15 protein-coding genes, 1 tRNA gene and 2 pseudogenes are annotated in these 16,566 nt (G+C 70.4%); 13 read left to right on the top strand and 5 right to left on the bottom strand.

Annotated elements, in window-relative coordinates; genetic code table 11:
• The first annotated feature begins 29 nt into the window (after positions 1–29).
• From IEZ15_RS21515 to IEZ15_RS21555, 9 genes are all read left to right on the top strand, one after another.
• Positions 30–1,148, top strand: coding sequence for an inositol-3-phosphate synthase (locus tag IEZ15_RS21515; RefSeq protein WP_189278963.1), 1,119 nt, complete (start codon positions 30–32; stop codon positions 1,146–1,148).
• Positions 1,145–2,167 (top strand): SCO3242 family prenyltransferase, encoded by a 1,023-nt coding sequence (locus tag IEZ15_RS21520; protein WP_189278964.1) that lies wholly within the window; start codon positions 1,145–1,147, stop codon positions 2,165–2,167. Before IEZ15_RS21515 ends, IEZ15_RS21520 begins: the two co-directional genes overlap by 4 nt.
• On the top strand, positions 2,164–3,021 hold the full coding sequence (locus IEZ15_RS21525; protein WP_114247677.1) for a sugar phosphate isomerase/epimerase family protein: 858 nt from the start codon (positions 2,164–2,166) through the stop codon (positions 3,019–3,021). The genes IEZ15_RS21520 and IEZ15_RS21525 overlap by 4 nt, the downstream gene beginning before the upstream one ends.
• Before the next feature lie 22 nt (positions 3,022–3,043).
• Positions 3,044–3,709, top strand: a complete 666-nt coding sequence (locus tag IEZ15_RS21530) for an EboA domain-containing protein (protein ID WP_189278965.1) — start codon at positions 3,044–3,046, stop codon at positions 3,707–3,709.
• The gene (locus IEZ15_RS21535) at positions 3,709–4,557 is read left to right on the top strand and encodes a TatD family hydrolase (protein WP_189278966.1); all 849 of its coding nucleotides are present in this window, start codon (positions 3,709–3,711) and stop codon (positions 4,555–4,557) included. Before IEZ15_RS21530 ends, IEZ15_RS21535 begins: the two co-directional genes overlap by 1 nt.
• A 4-nt stretch (positions 4,558–4,561) precedes the next feature.
• The gene (eboE, locus tag IEZ15_RS21540; protein ID WP_189278967.1) at positions 4,562–5,737 is read left to right on the top strand and encodes a metabolite traffic protein EboE; all 1,176 of its coding nucleotides are present in this window, start codon (positions 4,562–4,564) and stop codon (positions 5,735–5,737) included.
• The gene (locus tag IEZ15_RS21545) at positions 5,734–7,140 is read left to right on the top strand and encodes an alkaline phosphatase family protein (RefSeq protein ID WP_189278968.1); all 1,407 of its coding nucleotides are present in this window, start codon (positions 5,734–5,736) and stop codon (positions 7,138–7,140) included. Before eboE ends, IEZ15_RS21545 begins: the two co-directional genes overlap by 4 nt.
• A 49-nt stretch (positions 7,141–7,189) precedes the next feature.
• A complete protein-coding gene (locus IEZ15_RS21550) occupies positions 7,190–8,341 on the top strand; it encodes a sugar phosphate isomerase/epimerase family protein (RefSeq protein WP_189278969.1) in 1,152 nt (383 codons plus the stop codon).
• Between the two features lie 311 nt (positions 8,342–8,652).
• A tRNA-Leu gene (locus tag IEZ15_RS21555) sits at positions 8,653–8,737 on the top strand.
• Positions 8,738–8,805: 68 nt separating this feature from the next.
• On the opposite strand, the gene IEZ15_RS21560 is transcribed toward IEZ15_RS21555, so the two are convergent.
• Together IEZ15_RS21560 and IEZ15_RS21565 are read right to left on the bottom strand one after the other, a co-directional pair.
• Complete coding sequence (locus IEZ15_RS21560) at positions 8,806–9,192, bottom strand: hypothetical protein (RefSeq protein ID WP_189278970.1); 387 nt, start codon at positions 9,190–9,192, stop codon at positions 8,806–8,808.
• A 202-nt stretch (positions 9,193–9,394) separates the two neighbouring features.
• A complete protein-coding gene (locus tag IEZ15_RS21565) occupies positions 9,395–10,621 on the bottom strand; it encodes a hypothetical protein (protein WP_189278971.1) in 1,227 nt (408 codons plus the stop codon).
• A 293-nt stretch (positions 10,622–10,914) separates the two neighbouring features.
• Between IEZ15_RS21565 and IEZ15_RS21570 the strand changes: the two genes are divergently transcribed.
• The gene (locus IEZ15_RS21570) at positions 10,915–11,883 is read left to right on the top strand and encodes an HTH domain-containing protein (RefSeq protein WP_189278972.1); all 969 of its coding nucleotides are present in this window, start codon (positions 10,915–10,917) and stop codon (positions 11,881–11,883) included.
• Positions 11,884–11,935: 52 nt separating this feature from the next.
• Here IEZ15_RS21570 and IEZ15_RS47100 read toward each other — a convergent pair.
• Positions 11,936–11,992, bottom strand: a pseudogene (locus IEZ15_RS47100) (hypothetical protein); the annotation flags it as partial.
• 205 nt (positions 11,993–12,197) lie between these two features.
• Positions 12,198–12,557 (bottom strand): annotated as a pseudogene (locus tag IEZ15_RS44890) (endonuclease/exonuclease/phosphatase family protein); the annotation flags it as partial.
• A 264-nt stretch (positions 12,558–12,821) separates the two neighbouring features.
• Between IEZ15_RS44890 and IEZ15_RS21580 the strand changes: the two are divergent.
• Genes IEZ15_RS21580 through IEZ15_RS21590 form a run of 3 tightly spaced genes read left to right on the top strand, consistent with a single transcriptional unit; the run spans position 12,822 to position 15,088 of the window.
• Entirely contained in the window at positions 12,822–13,838 is a 1,017-nt protein-coding gene (locus IEZ15_RS21580) for a LacI family DNA-binding transcriptional regulator (RefSeq protein WP_189278973.1), read from the top strand.
• Positions 13,835–14,137: a hypothetical protein gene (locus IEZ15_RS21585; protein ID WP_189278974.1), complete on the top strand. Its 303-nt coding sequence runs from the start codon at positions 13,835–13,837 to the stop codon at positions 14,135–14,137. Before IEZ15_RS21580 ends, IEZ15_RS21585 begins: the two co-directional genes overlap by 4 nt.
• A gap of 30 nt (positions 14,138–14,167) precedes the next feature.
• A complete protein-coding gene (locus IEZ15_RS21590) occupies positions 14,168–15,088 on the top strand; it encodes a ribokinase (RefSeq protein WP_189278975.1) in 921 nt (306 codons plus the stop codon).
• A gap of 134 nt (positions 15,089–15,222) precedes the next feature.
• On the opposite strand, the gene IEZ15_RS21595 is transcribed toward IEZ15_RS21590, so the two are convergent.
• Entirely contained in the window at positions 15,223–16,275 is a 1,053-nt protein-coding gene (locus IEZ15_RS21595) for a LacI family DNA-binding transcriptional regulator (protein WP_229846023.1), read from the bottom strand.
• Between the last annotated feature and the right edge of the window lie 291 nt (positions 16,276–16,566).

Raw genomic sequence — 16,566 nt, forward strand, 5'->3', positions numbered from 1 at the left:
GCCAGGACCCCCAGCCAGGGAGGCAGCCCGTGTCAGCATCCGCCGTTCGTACCGGAGTCTGGTTCATCGGAGCACGCGGCTCCGTCGCCACCACCGCCACAGCGGGATGCGCGGCAATCGCAGCAGGGCTACACCCGGCGGCGGGCATGGTCACCGAAACACCGCCGTTCGCCGACAGCGGGCTGCCCACCCTCACCTCACTGGTCTTCGGCGGACACGACACCGTCGGCTGTCCGCTGCCCAAACGGGCCGAGGAACTGGCCACCGGGGGAGTGCTGCCACACGGCCTGCCCTCGGCGGTACGCTCCGAACTCGCCGCCGCCGACGCGGAGATACGGCCCGGCGGCCCACTGCCCGGCGACACCCGCGGCGACGAGGAGCTCATCACCGCCTTCGCCGCCGACCTCGCGGACTTCGGGCACCGGAACGACCTGGCCAGGACGGTCGTGATCAACGTCGCCTCCACGGAACCGGTTCCGGCCCCCGGCGAGCGGCGGTTGCCCGCCAGCTCGCTCTATGCCGCGGCAGCGCTCCGGGCCGGCTGCCCGTACATCAACTTCACCCCGTCCACCGGGCTGCGCACCCCCGCCCTCCAGGACGCCGTCGCGGGCTGCGGACTTCCTCACGCGGGCCGCGACGGCAAGACCGGCCAGACGCTGCTCCGCTCCGTACTCGCCCCGATGTTCGTGCAACGCGCCCTGCCTGTACGGGCCTGGTCGGGCACCAACCTGCTGGGCGGCGGGGACGGAGCGGCGCTGGCCGACCCGGGCGCGGCCGCGGCCAAGAACGCGGGCAAGGAACGCGTCCTCGCCGACACGCTGGGAACTGCCCCCGAGGGTGAGGTCCACATCGACGACGTACCGGCCCTCGGTGACTGGAAGACGGCCTGGGACCACATCGCGTTCGACGGTTTCCTCGGGGCGCGCATGGTGCTCCAGACGACCTGGCAGGGGTGCGACTCCGCACTGGCCGCACCCCTGGTTCTGGACCTGGCCAGACTGGTGGCCCGCGCCCACGAGAGGGGGCTGACCGGCCCCTTGCCCCAGCTCGGCTTCTACTTCAAGGATCCGGACGGCGGCCCTGCCGCACTCTTCGAGCAGTACACGGCGCTGCTCGCCTTCGCCGAAACGCTGCGGGGGGAGAAGTGACGGTACGGGCCTGGGCGGAACTGCTGCGGGTGTCGGCACTGTTCACCGTCCCCGGTGACGCACTCGCCGGGGCGGCGGCGGCGGGCAGGCGCCCCGACCGCGGCACCGCGCTCGCCGTCGGCGCCTCGCTCTGCCTCTACGAGGCGGGCATGGCGCTCAACGACTGGGCCGACCGTGACGAGGACGCCGTCGACCGCCCGCACCGGCCGATCCCCTCGGGCCGTATCGCTCCCGGCGCGGCCCTCGCGGCGGCGGGCGCGCTGACGGCCGCAGGACTGGGTCTCGCCGCACGGGCCGGCCGACCGGCCCTCGCGGTCGCCACGGGGCTGGCGGCGACGGTCTGGGCGTACGACCTCCGTCTCAAGCACACCCCGGCGGGACCGGCGGCGATGGCCGCGGCACGAGGACTGGATCTGCTGCTCGGCGCCACCGCCACCGGCGCGGCTGAGCGGACGGCGGGCCCGGGGGCGCGCACGGGCTCGGCTTCCGGTTCGCGCACGGGTTCGGCCGCGGCTCCGAATTCGCGTGGCTTCGTTCGCGGCGCCCTTCCGGCCGCCGGCCTGCTCGGGGCGCACACCTACGCCGTCACCGCCGTCTCACGGCACGAAGCACAGGGCGGATCCACCACCGCACCCCTCGCCGCACTGGCGGCCACCGCCGCACTGGGCGCCGCGGCCCTGCGCGAGCAGCGCGGACCCGGGGACGCGCCCCCGGATGCGGGACGCGGCAGGAAGGGGGAGTCGCACCGGTCGCACCGGCCCCCGGCGACCCCCGCCTCCCGCCTCCTGCTCACCGCGCTCACCGGCTCCTACTTCCGTACTGCCGCGGGCCCCCTCCTCCACGCCGCCCTCAACCCGTCCCCGCCCCTCACCCAGCGCGCCGTCGGCGGCGGCATCCGGGCGATGATCCCGCTCCAGGCAGCCCTCGCCGCCCGCGCCGGAGCAGCAGGTTCGGGGCTCGCCGTCATGGGACTCGTCCCGCTCGCCCGCACTCTCGCCCGGAAGGTGAGCCTCACATGACGATCCGCCTCGGCTACGGCACCAACGGGCTCACCGACCTCCGCCTGGACGACGCCCTCGGACTCCTCGCCGATCTCGGGTACGACGGGGTCGGGCTGACCCTCGACCACATGCACCTCGATCCCCTCGCCCCCGACGTCGCCGCGCGCACCCGCCACGTGGCCTCCAGGCTCCAGGAGTTGGGCCTCGGCGTCACAGTGGAGACCGGGGCCCGCTACGTCCTCGACCCCCGCCGCAAGCACGGCCCGTCGCTCCTCGACCCCGACCCCGAGGCCCGCGCAGCCCGCACCCGGCTGCTCGTCCGGGCCGTCGGCATCGCCGCCGATCTCGGCGCCCACGCCGTGCACTGCTTCAGCGGCATCACCCCACCGGACACCACCCCCGACACCGCCTGGCACCGGCTCACCGACTCCCTCGCCCCCGTCCTGGACGCCGCCGAACGCTCCGGCATCCCCCTGGCGATCGAGCCCGAGCCCGGACACCTCCTCGCCAACCTCGCAGACTTCCACCACCTGCGCGTTCTCAGCGGCGATCCGCCACCGCTCGGACTGACTCTGGACATCGGCCACTGCCAATGCCTGGAGCCCGCCGCACCCGTCGACTGCGTCCGCGACGCCGCCCCCTGGCTGCGGCACGTCCAGATCGAGGACATGCGCCGGGGTGTCCATGAACACCTCCCGTTCGGTGAAGGCGAGATCGACTTCCCGCCCGTGCTCGAAGCGCTCGACGCCCTCCCGGACACCGGCTACCGCGGCCTCACCGTCGTCGAACTGCCCCGTCACTCCCACGCCGGCCCCGAACTCGCCCGCACCTCCATCGAGTTCCTCCGCAAGCACAGTCCGTCGAGCCGCTGAAACCGCCGAAGGGAGCAACGCCATGCCGATGACCCCGACGACCTCCCCGCTGCTGACCCGCGAGGAACTCGACGCACAGCTCGGTGGAGCCGCGCGCGCCTGGCTCGACGAGGCCCTCGCCGAGGCCGAACACGCCGCCTCCCACGAGCCCTGTGAACAGCCCGGCGGCCCGTACGCCGTACCGTCGTGGGAACTGCGGTACGCCGCCGCCGGCCGGTACTGCGGACTCGAACACGCCGACTCCGTACGCGCCCTGCTGCTCGTCGAAGCCCACGCCGCACTGCCCGCCCTGACCCGGCTGTACGAGCAGGGCACCGCCGCCGAACGACGCGCCGTCCTGCTCGCCCTGCACCGGCTGGACCTCGGCCCCACCGCCCTTCCGCTCGTCGAGGACGCCCTGCGCACCAATGACACCCGGCTGGTCGCCGCGGCCGTCGGACCGTACGCCGCCGCCCATCTCGAAGCGCACAACTGGCGCCACGCCATTCTCAAATGCCTCTTCACCGGTGTCCCCGTAGCTGCCGTCGACCAACTGGCACTGCGCTCACGCGGCGACGCGGAACTCGCCCGCATGCTCGGCGACTTCGCGGCCGAACGCATCGCCGCGGGCCGCAGCGTCCCCGCCGACCTCACCCGGGTGCTCGACCTGACCGTTCCCGGCCCTGCCGCCCCCACGGAGGAGTCCTGATGCGCATCTTCGACCCCCACATCCATATGACCTCCCGCACCACGGACGACTATCAGGCGATGTACGACGCGGGTGTCCGCGCCCTCGTGGAACCCTCCTTCTGGCTCGGACAGCCCCGCACCTCGCCCGCCAGCTTCTTCGATTACTTCGACGCCCTGCTCGGCTGGGAACCCTTCCGCGCCGCCCAGTACGGCATCGCCCACCACTGCACGCTCGCCCTCAACCCCAAAGAGGCCAACGACCCCCGCTGCACCCCCGTCCTTGACGCCCTGCCCCGTTATCTCGTCAAGGACTCCGTCGTCGCTGTCGGCGAGATCGGCTATGACTCCATGACCCCGGCCGAGGACACCGCCCTGGCCGCACAGCTCCAGCTCGCCGCCGACCACGGCCTGCCCGCGCTCGTGCACACCCCGCACCGCGACAAGCTCGCCGGACTGCACCGCACCATCGACGTCATCCGCGAATCCCACCTCCCCCCGGAGCGGGTCCTGCTCGATCACCTCAACGAGACGACCGTGAAGGACGCCAGGGACAGCGGCTGCTGGGCCGGCTTCTCCATCTACCCCGACACCAAGATGGACGAGGACCGCATGATCGCGGTCCTCAAGACCCACGGCACCGAGAAGGTCCTGGTCAACTCGGCCGCCGACTGGGGGAGGAGCGACCCGCTCAAGACCCGCAAGGTGGGCGACGCGATGCTTGCCGCCGGGTTCAGCGAGGACGACGTCGACCGGGTGCTCTGGCGCAACCCCGTCGCCTTCTACGGGCAGAGCGGCCGGCTCCAGCTCGACATCGCCGCGCCGGAACCACTCCACGAGGGCAACTCCATCCTGCGCGGCGGGGAGTGAGGCGATGCGTTTCCGCCACCCCGACGGCTCCACCGTCCACCTCTCGTACTGCACCAACGTCCATCCCGCGGAGACACTCGACGGGGTCCGCACCCAACTGCGCGACCACTGCGAACCGGTCCGCAAACGCCTCGGCCGGGACAGGCTCGGCATCGGCCTCTGGCTCGCCAGGGACGCCGCCCGCAGCCTGATCAACGACCCGTCCCAGCTGCGCTCCCTGCGCGCCGAACTGGACCGCCGCGGCCTGGAAGTCGTCACCCTCAACGGCTTCCCGTACGAGGGATTCGGTGCCGACGAGGTCAAGTACAGGGTGTACAAGCCGGACTGGACGGACCCGGAGCGGCTCGCCCACACCACCGACCTCGCCCGGCTCCTGGCCGGTCTGCTCCCCGACGACGTCACCGAAGGGACCATCTCCACCCTCCCGATCGCCTGGCGCACCCCGTTCGACTCCGACGCCGGGGCGGCCGCTCTCGCACACACCGCGCTCACCACCCTCGCAGACCGCCTCGACGCGCTGGCCGAGCTCACCGGCAAGTCCATCCGCATCGGCCTCGAACCCGAGCCGGGCTGCACGGTCGAGACCACTGCCGACGCCATCGCACCGCTCACCGCCGTCGGACACCGGCGCATCGGCATCTGCATCGACACCTGCCACCTGGCCACCTCCTTCGAGGACCCCGACACCGCCGTCGACGCGCTCGAAACAGCGGGCATCCCGGTAGCCAAGGCCCAGCTCTCCGCCGCACTGCACGCCGAACACCCCCATCTCCCCGAGGTACGCACCGCACTCGCCGCCTTCGCCGAGCCCCGCTTCCTCCACCAGACCCGCACCAGCACCGCCGCCGGGCTGCGCGGCACCGACGACCTCCACGAGGCGGTCACCGGCCGGGCCCTGCCCGACGGCGCCCCGTGGCGCGCCCACTTCCACGTCCCCCTGCACGCACCTCCCGCGCCACCGCTCACCTCCACCCTCCCCGTGCTCCGGTCCACACTGACCCGGCTGATCGGTGGCGCACGGCCCCTCACCAGGCACCTGGAGGTCGAGACGTACACCTGGCAGGCGCTCCCGGCCGCACTGCGCCCCCGCACCCGCACCCAGCTCGCCGACGGCATCGCCGCTGAACTCACCCTCGCCCGCGACCTCCTGGTCGACCTCGGCCTCAAGGAGCTCCCATGACCGCAGCCGAGCAGACCACCACGCCCACCACACCCACCCCGCTTCTCGTTCTCGACGTCGTCGGCCTCACCCCACAGCTCCTCGACCACATGCCGCACCTCAAGGCCCTGGGGCAGGCCGGCACCCACGCCCCTCTCGGCACCGTCCTCCCCGCAGTCACCTGCGCGGCCCAGTCCACCTTCCTCACCGGCACCACGCCCGCCGAGCACGGCATCGTCGCCAACGGCTGGTACTTCCGCGAGCTCGGTGACATCCTGCTCTGGCGCCAGCACAACGGTCTGGTCGCCGGGGACAAACTCTGGGACGCCGCCCGCCGCACCCACCCCGGCTACACCGTCGCCAACATCTGCTGGTGGTACGCGATGGGCGCCGACACGGACATCACCGTCACCCCGCGCCCCGTCTACTACGCCGACGGCCGCAAGGAACCCGACTGCTACACCCGGCCGCCCGCCCTGCACGACGAACTCACCGAAAAACTCGGAACCTTCCCCCTCTTCCACTTCTGGGGCCCCGGCGCCGACCTCGTCTCCTCCCAGTGGATCATCGACGCGACCCGGCACATCCTCGACACCCGCCACCCCGACCTGGCCCTGTGCTACCTCCCGCATCTCGACTACGACCTGCAGCGCTTCGGCCCCGACGACCCCCGCTCGTACCGGGCCGCGGCCGATCTCGACCGGGCCGTGGCACCCCTCCTGGACGACGCCCGTCGCGAAGGCCGCACCGTCGTCGCCCTCTCCGAGTACGGCATCACCCGCGTCGACCGGCCCATCGACATCAACCGGGCCCTGCGCCGCGCCGGCCTTCTGGAGGTCCACACCCAGGACGGCATGGAATACCTCGACCCGATGGCCTCCCGCGCCTTCGCCGTCGCCGACCACCAGCTCGCCCACATCTACGTGCGCCGCCCCGAGGACCTCGAAGCGACCCGCGAAGCCCTCCAGGACCTCCCGGGCATCGAGCAGCTCCTCGACGACGAGGGCAAGAAGGCACACGGCCTGGACCATCCGCGCTCCGGCGAACTGGTTGCCGTCGCCGACCCGGATGCCTGGTTCACGTACTACTACTGGCTCGACGACGCCCGCGCGCCCGACTTCGCGCAGCTCGTCGAGATCCACCGCAAACCCGGCTACGACCCCGTCGAACTCTTCCTGGACCCCCAGGACCCGTACGTCCGGGTCAAGGCCGCCGCGGCCGTCGCCCGCAAGAAGCTCGGCATGCGCTACCGCATGGCGGTCGTGCCGCTGGACCCGTCACCTGTTCGCGGCAGCCACGGCCGCCTCCCCATGAGCGACGAAGAAGGTCCGCTCATCCTGTGCTCCACCCCCCACGCGTTCACCGGACCCGTCCGGGCCACCGAGGTGAAGTCCTTGCTCCTCACGCTTGCCGGCCTCGCATGAGATCGGTCCGCACACGGCGTTGCGAGCATCTTCGAGAAAGAGAGAGACCGTGATCGCGTACAACGACGAATCCGGAACGGACGGCGCCCTGCGCCGCAGCCTCGGCGTCAGCCGCCGCCGCTTTCTGAGCACCTGCACGGCCGCTGCGGCAGCGGCGATCGCCGCGCCCGCCTTCGGCGCTTCGCCGGCCCTCGCCCAGACCGCCTCCGGCAAGGGGCGGGGCGTCGGCCGGGCTCTGGTCCCGGCGGAGCGACGAGGAATCATCCTGTACACCGTGCGCGACGCCACGGGCCGGGATCCGCTCAGCACCGACCTTCCCTCGGGCTTCCGTGAGGTCTTCAGGGAGCTGGCCCGCTACGGCTACAAGCAGGTCGAGTTCGCCGGGTACGGCCAGCACGCCAACGCACCCGGCGGAAGCAACCTCGAATCGGTGGCAGGCGCGAAGCTGCTGCGTTCGTGGCTGGACGACTACGGTCTGCGCGCCCAGGGCAACCACGGCTTCATCCCGTCGTCCTGGCCGCTGAACCAGAGCGACCTGGACCAGTTCAAGCGCCACCTCGAGATGGCGAACATCCTCGGTATGGAACACATGGGCACCGGTGGCGACCCCACCGGCAGCGCCTACCGTGCCGACTGGGACGTGGCCGCCGACAAGTGGAACACGTTGGGACAGATCGCTCAGGGTGCGGGCATCAAGCTGTACACCCACAACCACGACGCGGCCTACGGCTTCCTGCTCGACGGCGGTCCGCTGGACGCACAGGGCCGCCCCACCCGCAGCTCCGGCATCCGCAAGCTCGAGTACTTCCTTCAGGTCACCGACCCGAAATCCGTATGGCTGGAGATGGACATCTTCTGGGCGCACGTCGCTCAGTACAAGTTCCATACCTACACCGCGCACGACGGATCGCAGCAGGAGAACATCTTCGACCCGGCGGCACTGGTCCGCTGCAACACCAAGCGCTACCCGCTGTTCCACGCCAAGGACGGCATCGTCAACACGACCAGCGGCCAAGGCTACGACATGGTCCCCTTCGGTACCGGGGTCATCGACTACCGGACATTCTTCCGCCGCGTAGGGGCGAAGAACTACCACAACCCGATGGTCGAGCAGGACAACGCGCCGAGCTCGACCGTCCCCGCGCAGTCCCTGAACCATGCGCGGACCGGCTACGACAACTTGGCGGCGCTGCGTAAGTAGGACCATCGGCGGCACCGTACGCTCCACGGCCACAACCAGGAGCGTACGGCGCCTGACCGGCACCCCGAACTGCGCGACCGATCCCGGGGCCGGTCGGGAATCCGCACGAGCGGCACGGACGTGAACCGCTTCGGATCGGTCTCGCTCTCGTACCGCACGTGCATGAATGGCGACAGTGCGTACACACCGCCAGGCAGGTGGCTTCCCTGTGCCCGCCACCCCCACTGACCACCGAATATGCAGGTGAGCGGCACCCCAAACCCCTGGTATTGTTTTCCTTGTCGCCGCGGGAGACCGGGGCCGACCACCTGGTCCGGGTGGCGGAATGGCAGACGCGCTAGCTTGAGGTGCTAGTGCCCTTTATCGGGCGTGGGGGTTCAAGTCCCCCCTCGGACACGATCTTATGTACACGCATGGCGCGGGTTGTGACTCTACAGTCACGGCCCGCGTTTTCGTGTTGTAGGTCAGCGTAAGGCCGAAGGCCTGGTAGATGGGGCTTTGCGGTCGGGCTCGGCGGCGAGGAGCCGGTCGGTGAGGCCGTCGAGGTCCTTGATGATGTCGTGGATCTGCTCCTCGCTCAGTACGGTGCGCTGTGCCGCGCCGGCGGTGATCAGCTGTTGCTGTGCGGTGGCCTTGTCGGCCTCTGCCTGGCTGATCCAGCCGGTGACGGTGGCCGGGTCGGCCCCGGCCCCGAGGGCGGCACGGTACTGGGTCAGGCGCCGGTCGCAGTCTGCGATGGTGCGGCCGGCCGCGTCGAGGTCGGGCCGGCCGGGGCCTGTGCCCGTTGGGGCTGCTGCCTGGCCCGCAGCGTGGACTTCAGGCGTCCCGGAGCGAAGACCTTTGCGATCCACCTGTCGAGCTCCGGCAGGACGGCGGCTTCCCGGACGTAGACGGTCAGCTGGTGGTCGAGGGCTCGGGGCCGTGGTTGAAGGTGCCCTGCGTCTTGCGGCCGCCCCGGACGCCGGCGCGGCCCGGGTGCGCGGCCGTGGGTGGTCGGTGCGCGGCCTCTCGGCCGTTGCGCGCCGACCGGGCCGCACACCCGGGGCGCCGTACTCAGTTCGTCGCGTCCGGCTTCACGATGTCGGGAAGCTTCACCTCGAACATCTCGTCGAGCTTCATCGATGGCAGGATGTGGCCCTGGTCGGAAGCCTCGTTGGCGACGCTCGCACCCCATGTGGACGCCGCGAGACGCTGGTTGGGCGTGCCGTGGTGCCCGTTGCTCGTGAAGCTGCAGTCGCCGACCTGGTAGAAGGACTGGGCGGAGCCGAGCACCCGCTTGGTATTGAGGGCCTCGCCCCGCGAGTGCGTGAGGAAGTACGTGCCGAACGCGTCCGCCATCAGCTCGGTGCGGCGGGTGGCCTCCGGCCCGGTGAGCGTGGTGTTGTCGAACAGGTTGTCCTCGTACTGCACGTGGTGGCCGAACTCGTGGGCGAGAATGGCACGCGGGGCGGTGTCGCCCAGGCCGATGGCCTTCGTGGCCTCCAGGATGCCGTCGCCCATGACGATACGGTCGGAGATGCCCAGCGGCTGCGGGTCGCCCTTCTCGGAGTAGGCGAACGCGTTGAAGGTGAAGATCGGGTTGGCGCCGCCCTTCAGTACGGGCTCGGAGCCGACCAGCGAGATGAAGAGATCGGCCAGGCCGAGGTTGCTCTCGGTCGTGCCGCCGTACAGCACTGACAGGGTGCGGGCGAGCCGCTCCGGGGAGGAGAAGACGTCGGCGCCGTGCATCGGCATGAGCTGGATGTCGTCGGAGTAGATGTCCCAGAACTTCTTGAGGTCCTTGGCTTCGGACTTCAGCTGGTTGGTGTACTCGCCGTTGACACCGTAAGTGTTGGACTTGGACTCGCTGCCGAACAGCAGCGCATCGTACGTGGGGAGGTCGAACCCGCCGAACAGAGAGAGGATGAAGATCGTGAAGGGGTCCTCGGCGCCGTCGAGCAGATTGTTCGCGTAGGCCGTCAGCTCCGTGCTCTGGCACTGGTAGTCGCCCGGGTTGATGACGCTGTTGCGGATCTCCGTCCACTGGGCGTCGCCTATGCCGTACTTGGCGTTGGCTGCCTGGAGGCGCGCCTGCCAGTCGGCCGGCAGCTTGGCGAGGATCTCGTCGACGAGGGCCTTCGTCTGCGGGTCGAGCTTGGAGGTGTCGATCGCGGAGCCGTTGGACGCGGACGCGGCGGCGGTGGCCGTCATGTTGTCCGCGGCCGTTGCCGGCAGGACGGTGCCAAGGGTGCACGTGGCCGCGGTCACGAGTGTGACAGCCCAGGCGAGGGACTTCTTCACAGTCAACTCCTTGATGGGTCGAAGCCGATGCGCCATTCGTCCTTGTGGGACGGGGGAGACGATCGGATTGCCATGAGCCAAGAGTCTGCAAAGAAAGCACTCTCCGGAGAAGCCGTCGGTGCTGTCTGAATCCGGCATGGCAGGAAGGTGACAGACGCCATGCAGCCACGTACACGCTCGATGTGACCATCCCTTATCTGATGACATGTCACTCCGGTTACCCCCGGCGGTAGTCACCATGTGGACGTGATCTTCACATGGAGCACATCGCATATACGTGCAATGCTTGCAATATGCATCCGCTCCGCGCCATCGGCCTCACCGCGACCGCCGAGGACGTCTACCTCGCGCTCGTGCAGCGTGACCCGACGACCCCGGCCGCGCTGGCAGGCATCCTGCGTGTGCCCCTGGATGCCGTCGTCGAGGCGGCCCGCGAACTGACCGAACTGGGCCTGGTGGAACCGGACGACGAAGGGCTCGTCGCCTGCCCCCCGCGCACCGCGCTCGACGCCCTCGCGGAAGTCCGGGCCAAGGAACTCGGAGCCCTGCGCGACAGCGCCGACGAACTCGCGCGGTTCTGGCGCGACCACCACGCCGAAGGCCCGGGATACATCGAGATAGTCCGGACGGACGAGGCCGGTGAAGCGCTTGTCCGGCGCGTGCAGGACGAGGCGACGCACCAGGTCCGCGCTCTGTCCATCGGCCCCTCCGGCCGCCTCGCCGCGCCCCCGACGGTGGCGCCAGGCTGTCTGGAGGCACTCGCGCGCGGCGTCGCGTACTCCGTGGTCTACGGCACCCAGGTGTTGCGTGACCCGATAGGCCGGGAGGCCATCCAGACGTGCGTCAACCTCGGTGAACGCGCCCGCGTCTTCCCCGATGTCGCGCTGAACCTGAAAATTTGTGACGACCGCTTCGCCGTCGTTGCCGCACCCGCGCGCGATCACCAGCGACGCCACCACATCGCCGTGCAGCGATCCGCCCTGCTCGACGGCCTCATCGGCGTGTTCGAGTCGTACTGGCAGATGGCCGTTCCGCTCCCCGCCGGCGACGAGCCCATGGACGACGTCGGTGCCGCCCCCACCGACGACGCCCGGCAGCTTCTCACCTACCTCAGCGGCGGACTCACCGACGAGTTCATCGCCCGCGAACTCGGCGTCAGCGAAAGGACGGTGGCGCGTCGCATCGCACGCCTCCAGGAAGTCCTGGGCGCACAGACCCGATTCCAGCTCGGCGTCCAGGCCAGCCGCCGCGGATGGCTTTGAGCACGACGCCGAGTACACCGAAACCGGCGGTCGGCAGGATGCCGCCGTAGGGCACCTGGCCCTTGTCCATCCGGCCGGTGAACCTGGGCGCGGAGCCCGCCAGTGCCATGGAGCGCAGGATGCGCCCGGTGGAGTACAGGCCGGAGTTCAGGCTGGAGAGTGCGCGGTCGGCACGACCAGGTTCATCACACCGGCCGCGCCCGGGATAGCTTTTCCATGACGGTGACGAAGGGGCTCTGGTCCGCCGAGTACGAGGTGTACGGCGGCAGGAGGGCCGGCAGCACCACCGAATCGACGTAGAAGAGGCCGAAGCGCCACAGGTCGCTACCGTAGGCGTCCTTGTGGATGTACTGCTCCTTGCGGACGATCGGCCACTTGCTCAGTACGGTGACGCCACCGTCCTCCGGAGTGGTGGCCGAGCGGGCGCCGCCCGTGGCGTCCCGGCCGCCACTGCTCCGGCCCATCACCGGTGTCCGGTACGGGTATTGCGCGGATGCGCTCCGTGTCGGCGCGTCCGAGGCGGAGTTGTCGCATGCCTCCTGGAGCACGGCCACGTCATGGCCCTGGAAGAAGGATGCCTTCGGTACCTCCGCCGCTCAGCGGTCCCGTCCCCGGTTCGGGTGGAGGTTCCGGCTCAGGAGGAACGTGTTGTACGTGACCACCCGCAGGGACGGGAGTCCGCCACGGCTGTCGCGTGAGCCGTCGAGGAGCGCGACCGGCCGGTGCCGCCGTCCCGAGCCGCCCCGCCCGCCGCCGGGTGTGCTGCCCCGGACCGCGCCCCGGCTCCCTCTGTGTCCTTCGTCACGATCCGGCCCCGAGTGCCCTGCGAGGTCTTGTTTTCGGCCGTGTAATCGATTCCAATCGTCGCTGTAATCGATTCCACGGCTCTGGACCGCCGGTTTCGAGGCTCACGGAAACCACAAGGAGGTGGTCCGGAAATGGCGAGCATCAAGGATGTCGCGGCCGAGGCGGGAGTGTCCGTCGCCACGGTCTCCCGCGTTCTCAACAGCCATCCCTCCGTCAGCCCCGACGCGCAAAGACGCGTCCTCGCCGCTGTCGACGTCCTCGGCTACCGGCCCAACGCCGTCGCCCGTTCGCTGCGCACCGATCAGACGCGCACCCTCGGCCTGGTCATCAGTGACGTACTCAACCCGTACTTCACCGAACTGGCCCGCTTCGTCGAGGAGGAGGCCCGCGCACTCGGCTACAGCGTCATCATCGGGAACGCCGACGAGCAGCCCGACCTGCAGGAACATCACGTCCGCACGCTCCTCGACCGCCGGATCGACGGGCTCCTCGTCTCCCCCGCCGACGGGAGCTCCCCGCTCACGCCGGGCGCTGCGGGCAGCGGGACACCGATGGTCTTCGTGGACCGTTGCATCCAGGGTGTGGACGTCCCCGTGGTACGTGCCGACGGCCGCGACGCCATCCGGGACCTGGTCGCACACCTGCACCGGCTCGGTCACCGCAGGCTCGCGATCATCGCGGGCCCGGCGGCCACCACCACGGGCAACGAGCGAGTCGAGGCCTTCCGCGAGGCGCTGCGTGAGCACGGACTCGCGCTGCCCGACGCCTACATCGGGCAGGGCGACTTCCAGACGGACAGCGGGCGCCGCGCCACCGAGCGCTTTCTGGCCCTTCCCGAACCGCCCGAGGTCGTATTCGCCGCCGACAATCTGATGGCACTCGGCGCGCTGGACGCGATCCGCGCACGCGGGCTGCGCGTCCCGCAGGACATCGGGCTCGCGGCCTTCGACGACATCCCGTGGTTCCTGCACACCGACCCGCCGATCACGGCCATCGCCCAGCCGACCGGCGAGCTCGGCCGAGCCGCCGTGCGGGCCCTGGTCGACCTCATCGAGGGACGGTCCCCGCAGTCCGTCACCCTTCCCGCCCGCCTTGTCGTACGCAGTTCCTGCGGCGAGCGCGCTTCGAACCCGAGGAGCAACCTGTGAGCACTCAGGACGAGTTGCTGCGCATCGAAGGCGTACGCAAGACCAAGGTGCGCGAACTGGGCACCGCCCGGCGGGAGATCGTGGAGTTCGCCGTTCAGCAACCCCTTCTTCGTGCAGACGGAGGCGTGTGCCCGGGCAGAGGCGAGGGCGGCCGCAGTCGCGGCCGAAGGAACTGGGCAGACGCCGTGCAGAACGCGGTGCGAGCCGCAGCGGGAATGAAGGTCGATAGCATGGTGAAGGTGCCAGTTCAAGGTAGTCACCGAGAAGAATGTTGCCGACTTCTCCCGAACAGCGCCTGAGCAGCGTCCGACCCTCGGAAAGCAGGAACAATGCACGTCAACGACCACCACCGGTACGACCTGCTGGTTGTGGGCTCGGCCAACGCCGACCTGGTCATCGGTGTCGAACGCAGGCCGGCGCCCGGTGAGACCGTGCTCGGTTCCGATCTTGCCGTCCACCCGGGCGGCAAGGGAGGGAACCAGGCGGTGGCCGCCGCCCGCCTCGGGGCCGTCACTGCGCTGCTGGCACGGGTCGGCGACGACGCCCACGGCCGCCTGCTGCTCGAATCGCAGCGGGCCGCCGGGGTGGACACCGAGGGCGTCCTCGTGGGCGGGGCGCCGACCGGAGTAGCGCTGATCACCGTGGACCCCTCCGGCGACAACAGCATCGTGGTGTCGCCGGGCGCCAATGGCCGGCTGACCCCGGAGGACATCCGGGCGGCCCGACCCCTCTTCGAGGCGGCGAGGGTCGTGTCCGTACAGCTGGAGATTCCGCTGGAGACGGTTGCCGAGGTGGCCGGTGTCATGTCCCGCGATACCCGGCTGGTTCTGAACCCGTCCCCGCCCGCACCACTGCCCGATCACGTGCTGGCCGCCTGCGACCCCTTGGTCGTCAACGAGCACGAGGCGCGCTACATCCTGGGGGAGGCCGCCGGCGCCACACCTGGGGAGTGGGCGCGAGCACTGCTGAAGCTCGGCCCGCGGTCGGTCGTGGTCACGCTGGGTGCGGCGGGCGCGCTCGTCGCCGACGGCCGTACGGGTGACGTCGTGTCCGTATCGAGCCCCAGGGTCGAGGCTGTGGACACGACGGGGGCGGGCGACGCGTTCACCGCCGCCCTGGCCTGGCGGCTCGGCCTGGGAGAGCAACTCGCCGAGGCCGCCGCATTCGCCGTCAGGGTCGGTGCGGTAGCCGTCACCCGGCAGGGCGCGCAGGAGTCCTTCCCGAGCGCGGAGGAAGTCTCCGTGCTGTGAAGAAGACGGGACTGCTCAACGGTCGTCCCGCCGGGGCGCCGACGCAGTGGCACACGGTGCGGCGTGCCGAGTGCGTGGAGGCGGGGATCGGGATGCCTGGGTGGCAACTGGTCAGCCCCGGGCTCCGGCCGCCGTCATGACACCGGGTTTTTGGCGGGCTTCCGGTCCCACGCCGCGTCGGCGCCGGACGCGGCGTCGGCCGGACCGGTGCAGTCCGTCGTACTGGAGCCGCGGACGATGAGTTCCGGACCGAGTCGTACCGTGCGGCTCGGGCCCGCCTTCTCTCCGGCCAGCCGCCGGTCCAGCAGCCGGGCGGCCTCCGCGGCCAGTTCGGCAACGGGTTGGCGGACGGTGGTCACGCCGGGGTCGGTGAGGCTCGCCATGGGGATGTCGTCGAAGCCGGTGACGGCGATCTCGCCCGGGACGTCCACTCCCAGCTGTCGCAGTCGTTGCAGTGCACCGATGGCGATGAGGTCGTTGGCGCAGACGATGGCGTCCGGGCGGTGTGCGCGCACCCGGTCCACCGCGGCCCGCCCCCATTCGACGGAGAATTCACCGAGTTCGACACGTCCGGGCGCCCGCGGGTCCAGTGCGCCGACGCCGGACTCGTACGCGGCGCGGCGTTCGACCGCCGCCGAGGCGGTGCCCGCAGCCCCGACGAAGCACGGACGGCGACGCCCCGCGGCCGCGAGGTGGTCCAGCACGAGCTGTATGCCGGCGGCGTTGTCGACGACCACGGAGTCGGCGACGCCGGGGCCGCAACCTCGGTCCAGCAGCACCAGCGGCACTCGGGCCGCTGCGGCGGTCACCGCGGCCACGCTGCGTTTCTCGTCGACCGGGACGACCAGCAGGGCGTCGACCTGCCGTGCCAACAGGGCGTCGATCCGGGCCGCTTCGGTCATCGGGTCGTCGTCGCAGTCGGCGAGGATCACGGCACGGTCGTGGGTATGCAGAGCGCGCGTCAGCTCCCGCACCAGCGTGGGGTAGAACGGGTTGGTGATCTGCGGCAGGACGAGTCCGATGGTGCCTGTCGAGCGGCTGCGCAACGCGCGGGCCACGTGGTTGGGCCGGTAGCCGAGACTGTCGACGGCCGCACGTACTCGCCGGGCGGTTTCCGCGCCGACCGGACGGCTGCCGGCGAGCACCCGGGACACCGTGGCGACGGAACAGCCCGACAGTCGAGCCACGTCTCGCAGTGTTACTTCCGCCACTTCGGATCGCCTGCCCTGTTCTTCTGGTCGGCCGCGTGAAGCGGGCGGATGCCCGCGGGGAGTTGGCAAACGTTATCACCGGCCTTTCCTCGTGCCCAGAGTGCGATCCGCTGTCTCAAACAGGTCACAACGTGAGATATGGCTTCACCCATTGACATCGTGGGCGTCGGTGCGCAAAGTTCTCGGAGAACGATTTCCCAGATCGTTTTCCCAACGTTTTTCCACCGCGTGATCAAGGAAGAGTGCGCGGTACCTGTCTGTTTCGCT

This window comes from Streptomyces atratus, from assembly GCF_014648655.1.
Taxonomy (GTDB): Bacteria; Actinomycetota; Actinomycetes; order Streptomycetales; family Streptomycetaceae; genus Streptomyces; species Streptomyces atratus.

Coding starts and splice junctions, on each gene's coding strand:
- IEZ15_RS21525 (WP_114247677.1), top strand. CDS start 2,164: ATGACGATCCGCCTCGGCTACGGCACCAACGGGCTCACCGACCTCCGC.
- IEZ15_RS21530 (WP_189278965.1), top strand. CDS start 3,044: ATGCCGATGACCCCGACGACCTCCCCGCTGCTGACCCGCGAGGAACTC.
- IEZ15_RS21535 (WP_189278966.1), top strand. CDS start 3,709: ATGCGCATCTTCGACCCCCACATCCATATGACCTCCCGCACCACGGAC.
- eboE (WP_189278967.1), top strand. CDS start 4,562: ATGCGTTTCCGCCACCCCGACGGCTCCACCGTCCACCTCTCGTACTGC.
- IEZ15_RS21545 (WP_189278968.1), top strand. CDS start 5,734: ATGACCGCAGCCGAGCAGACCACCACGCCCACCACACCCACCCCGCTT.
- IEZ15_RS21570 (WP_189278972.1), top strand. CDS start 10,915: ATGCATCCGCTCCGCGCCATCGGCCTCACCGCGACCGCCGAGGACGTC.
- IEZ15_RS21580 (WP_189278973.1), top strand. CDS start 12,822: ATGGCGAGCATCAAGGATGTCGCGGCCGAGGCGGGAGTGTCCGTCGCC.
- IEZ15_RS21590 (WP_189278975.1), top strand. CDS start 14,168: ATGCACGTCAACGACCACCACCGGTACGACCTGCTGGTTGTGGGCTCG.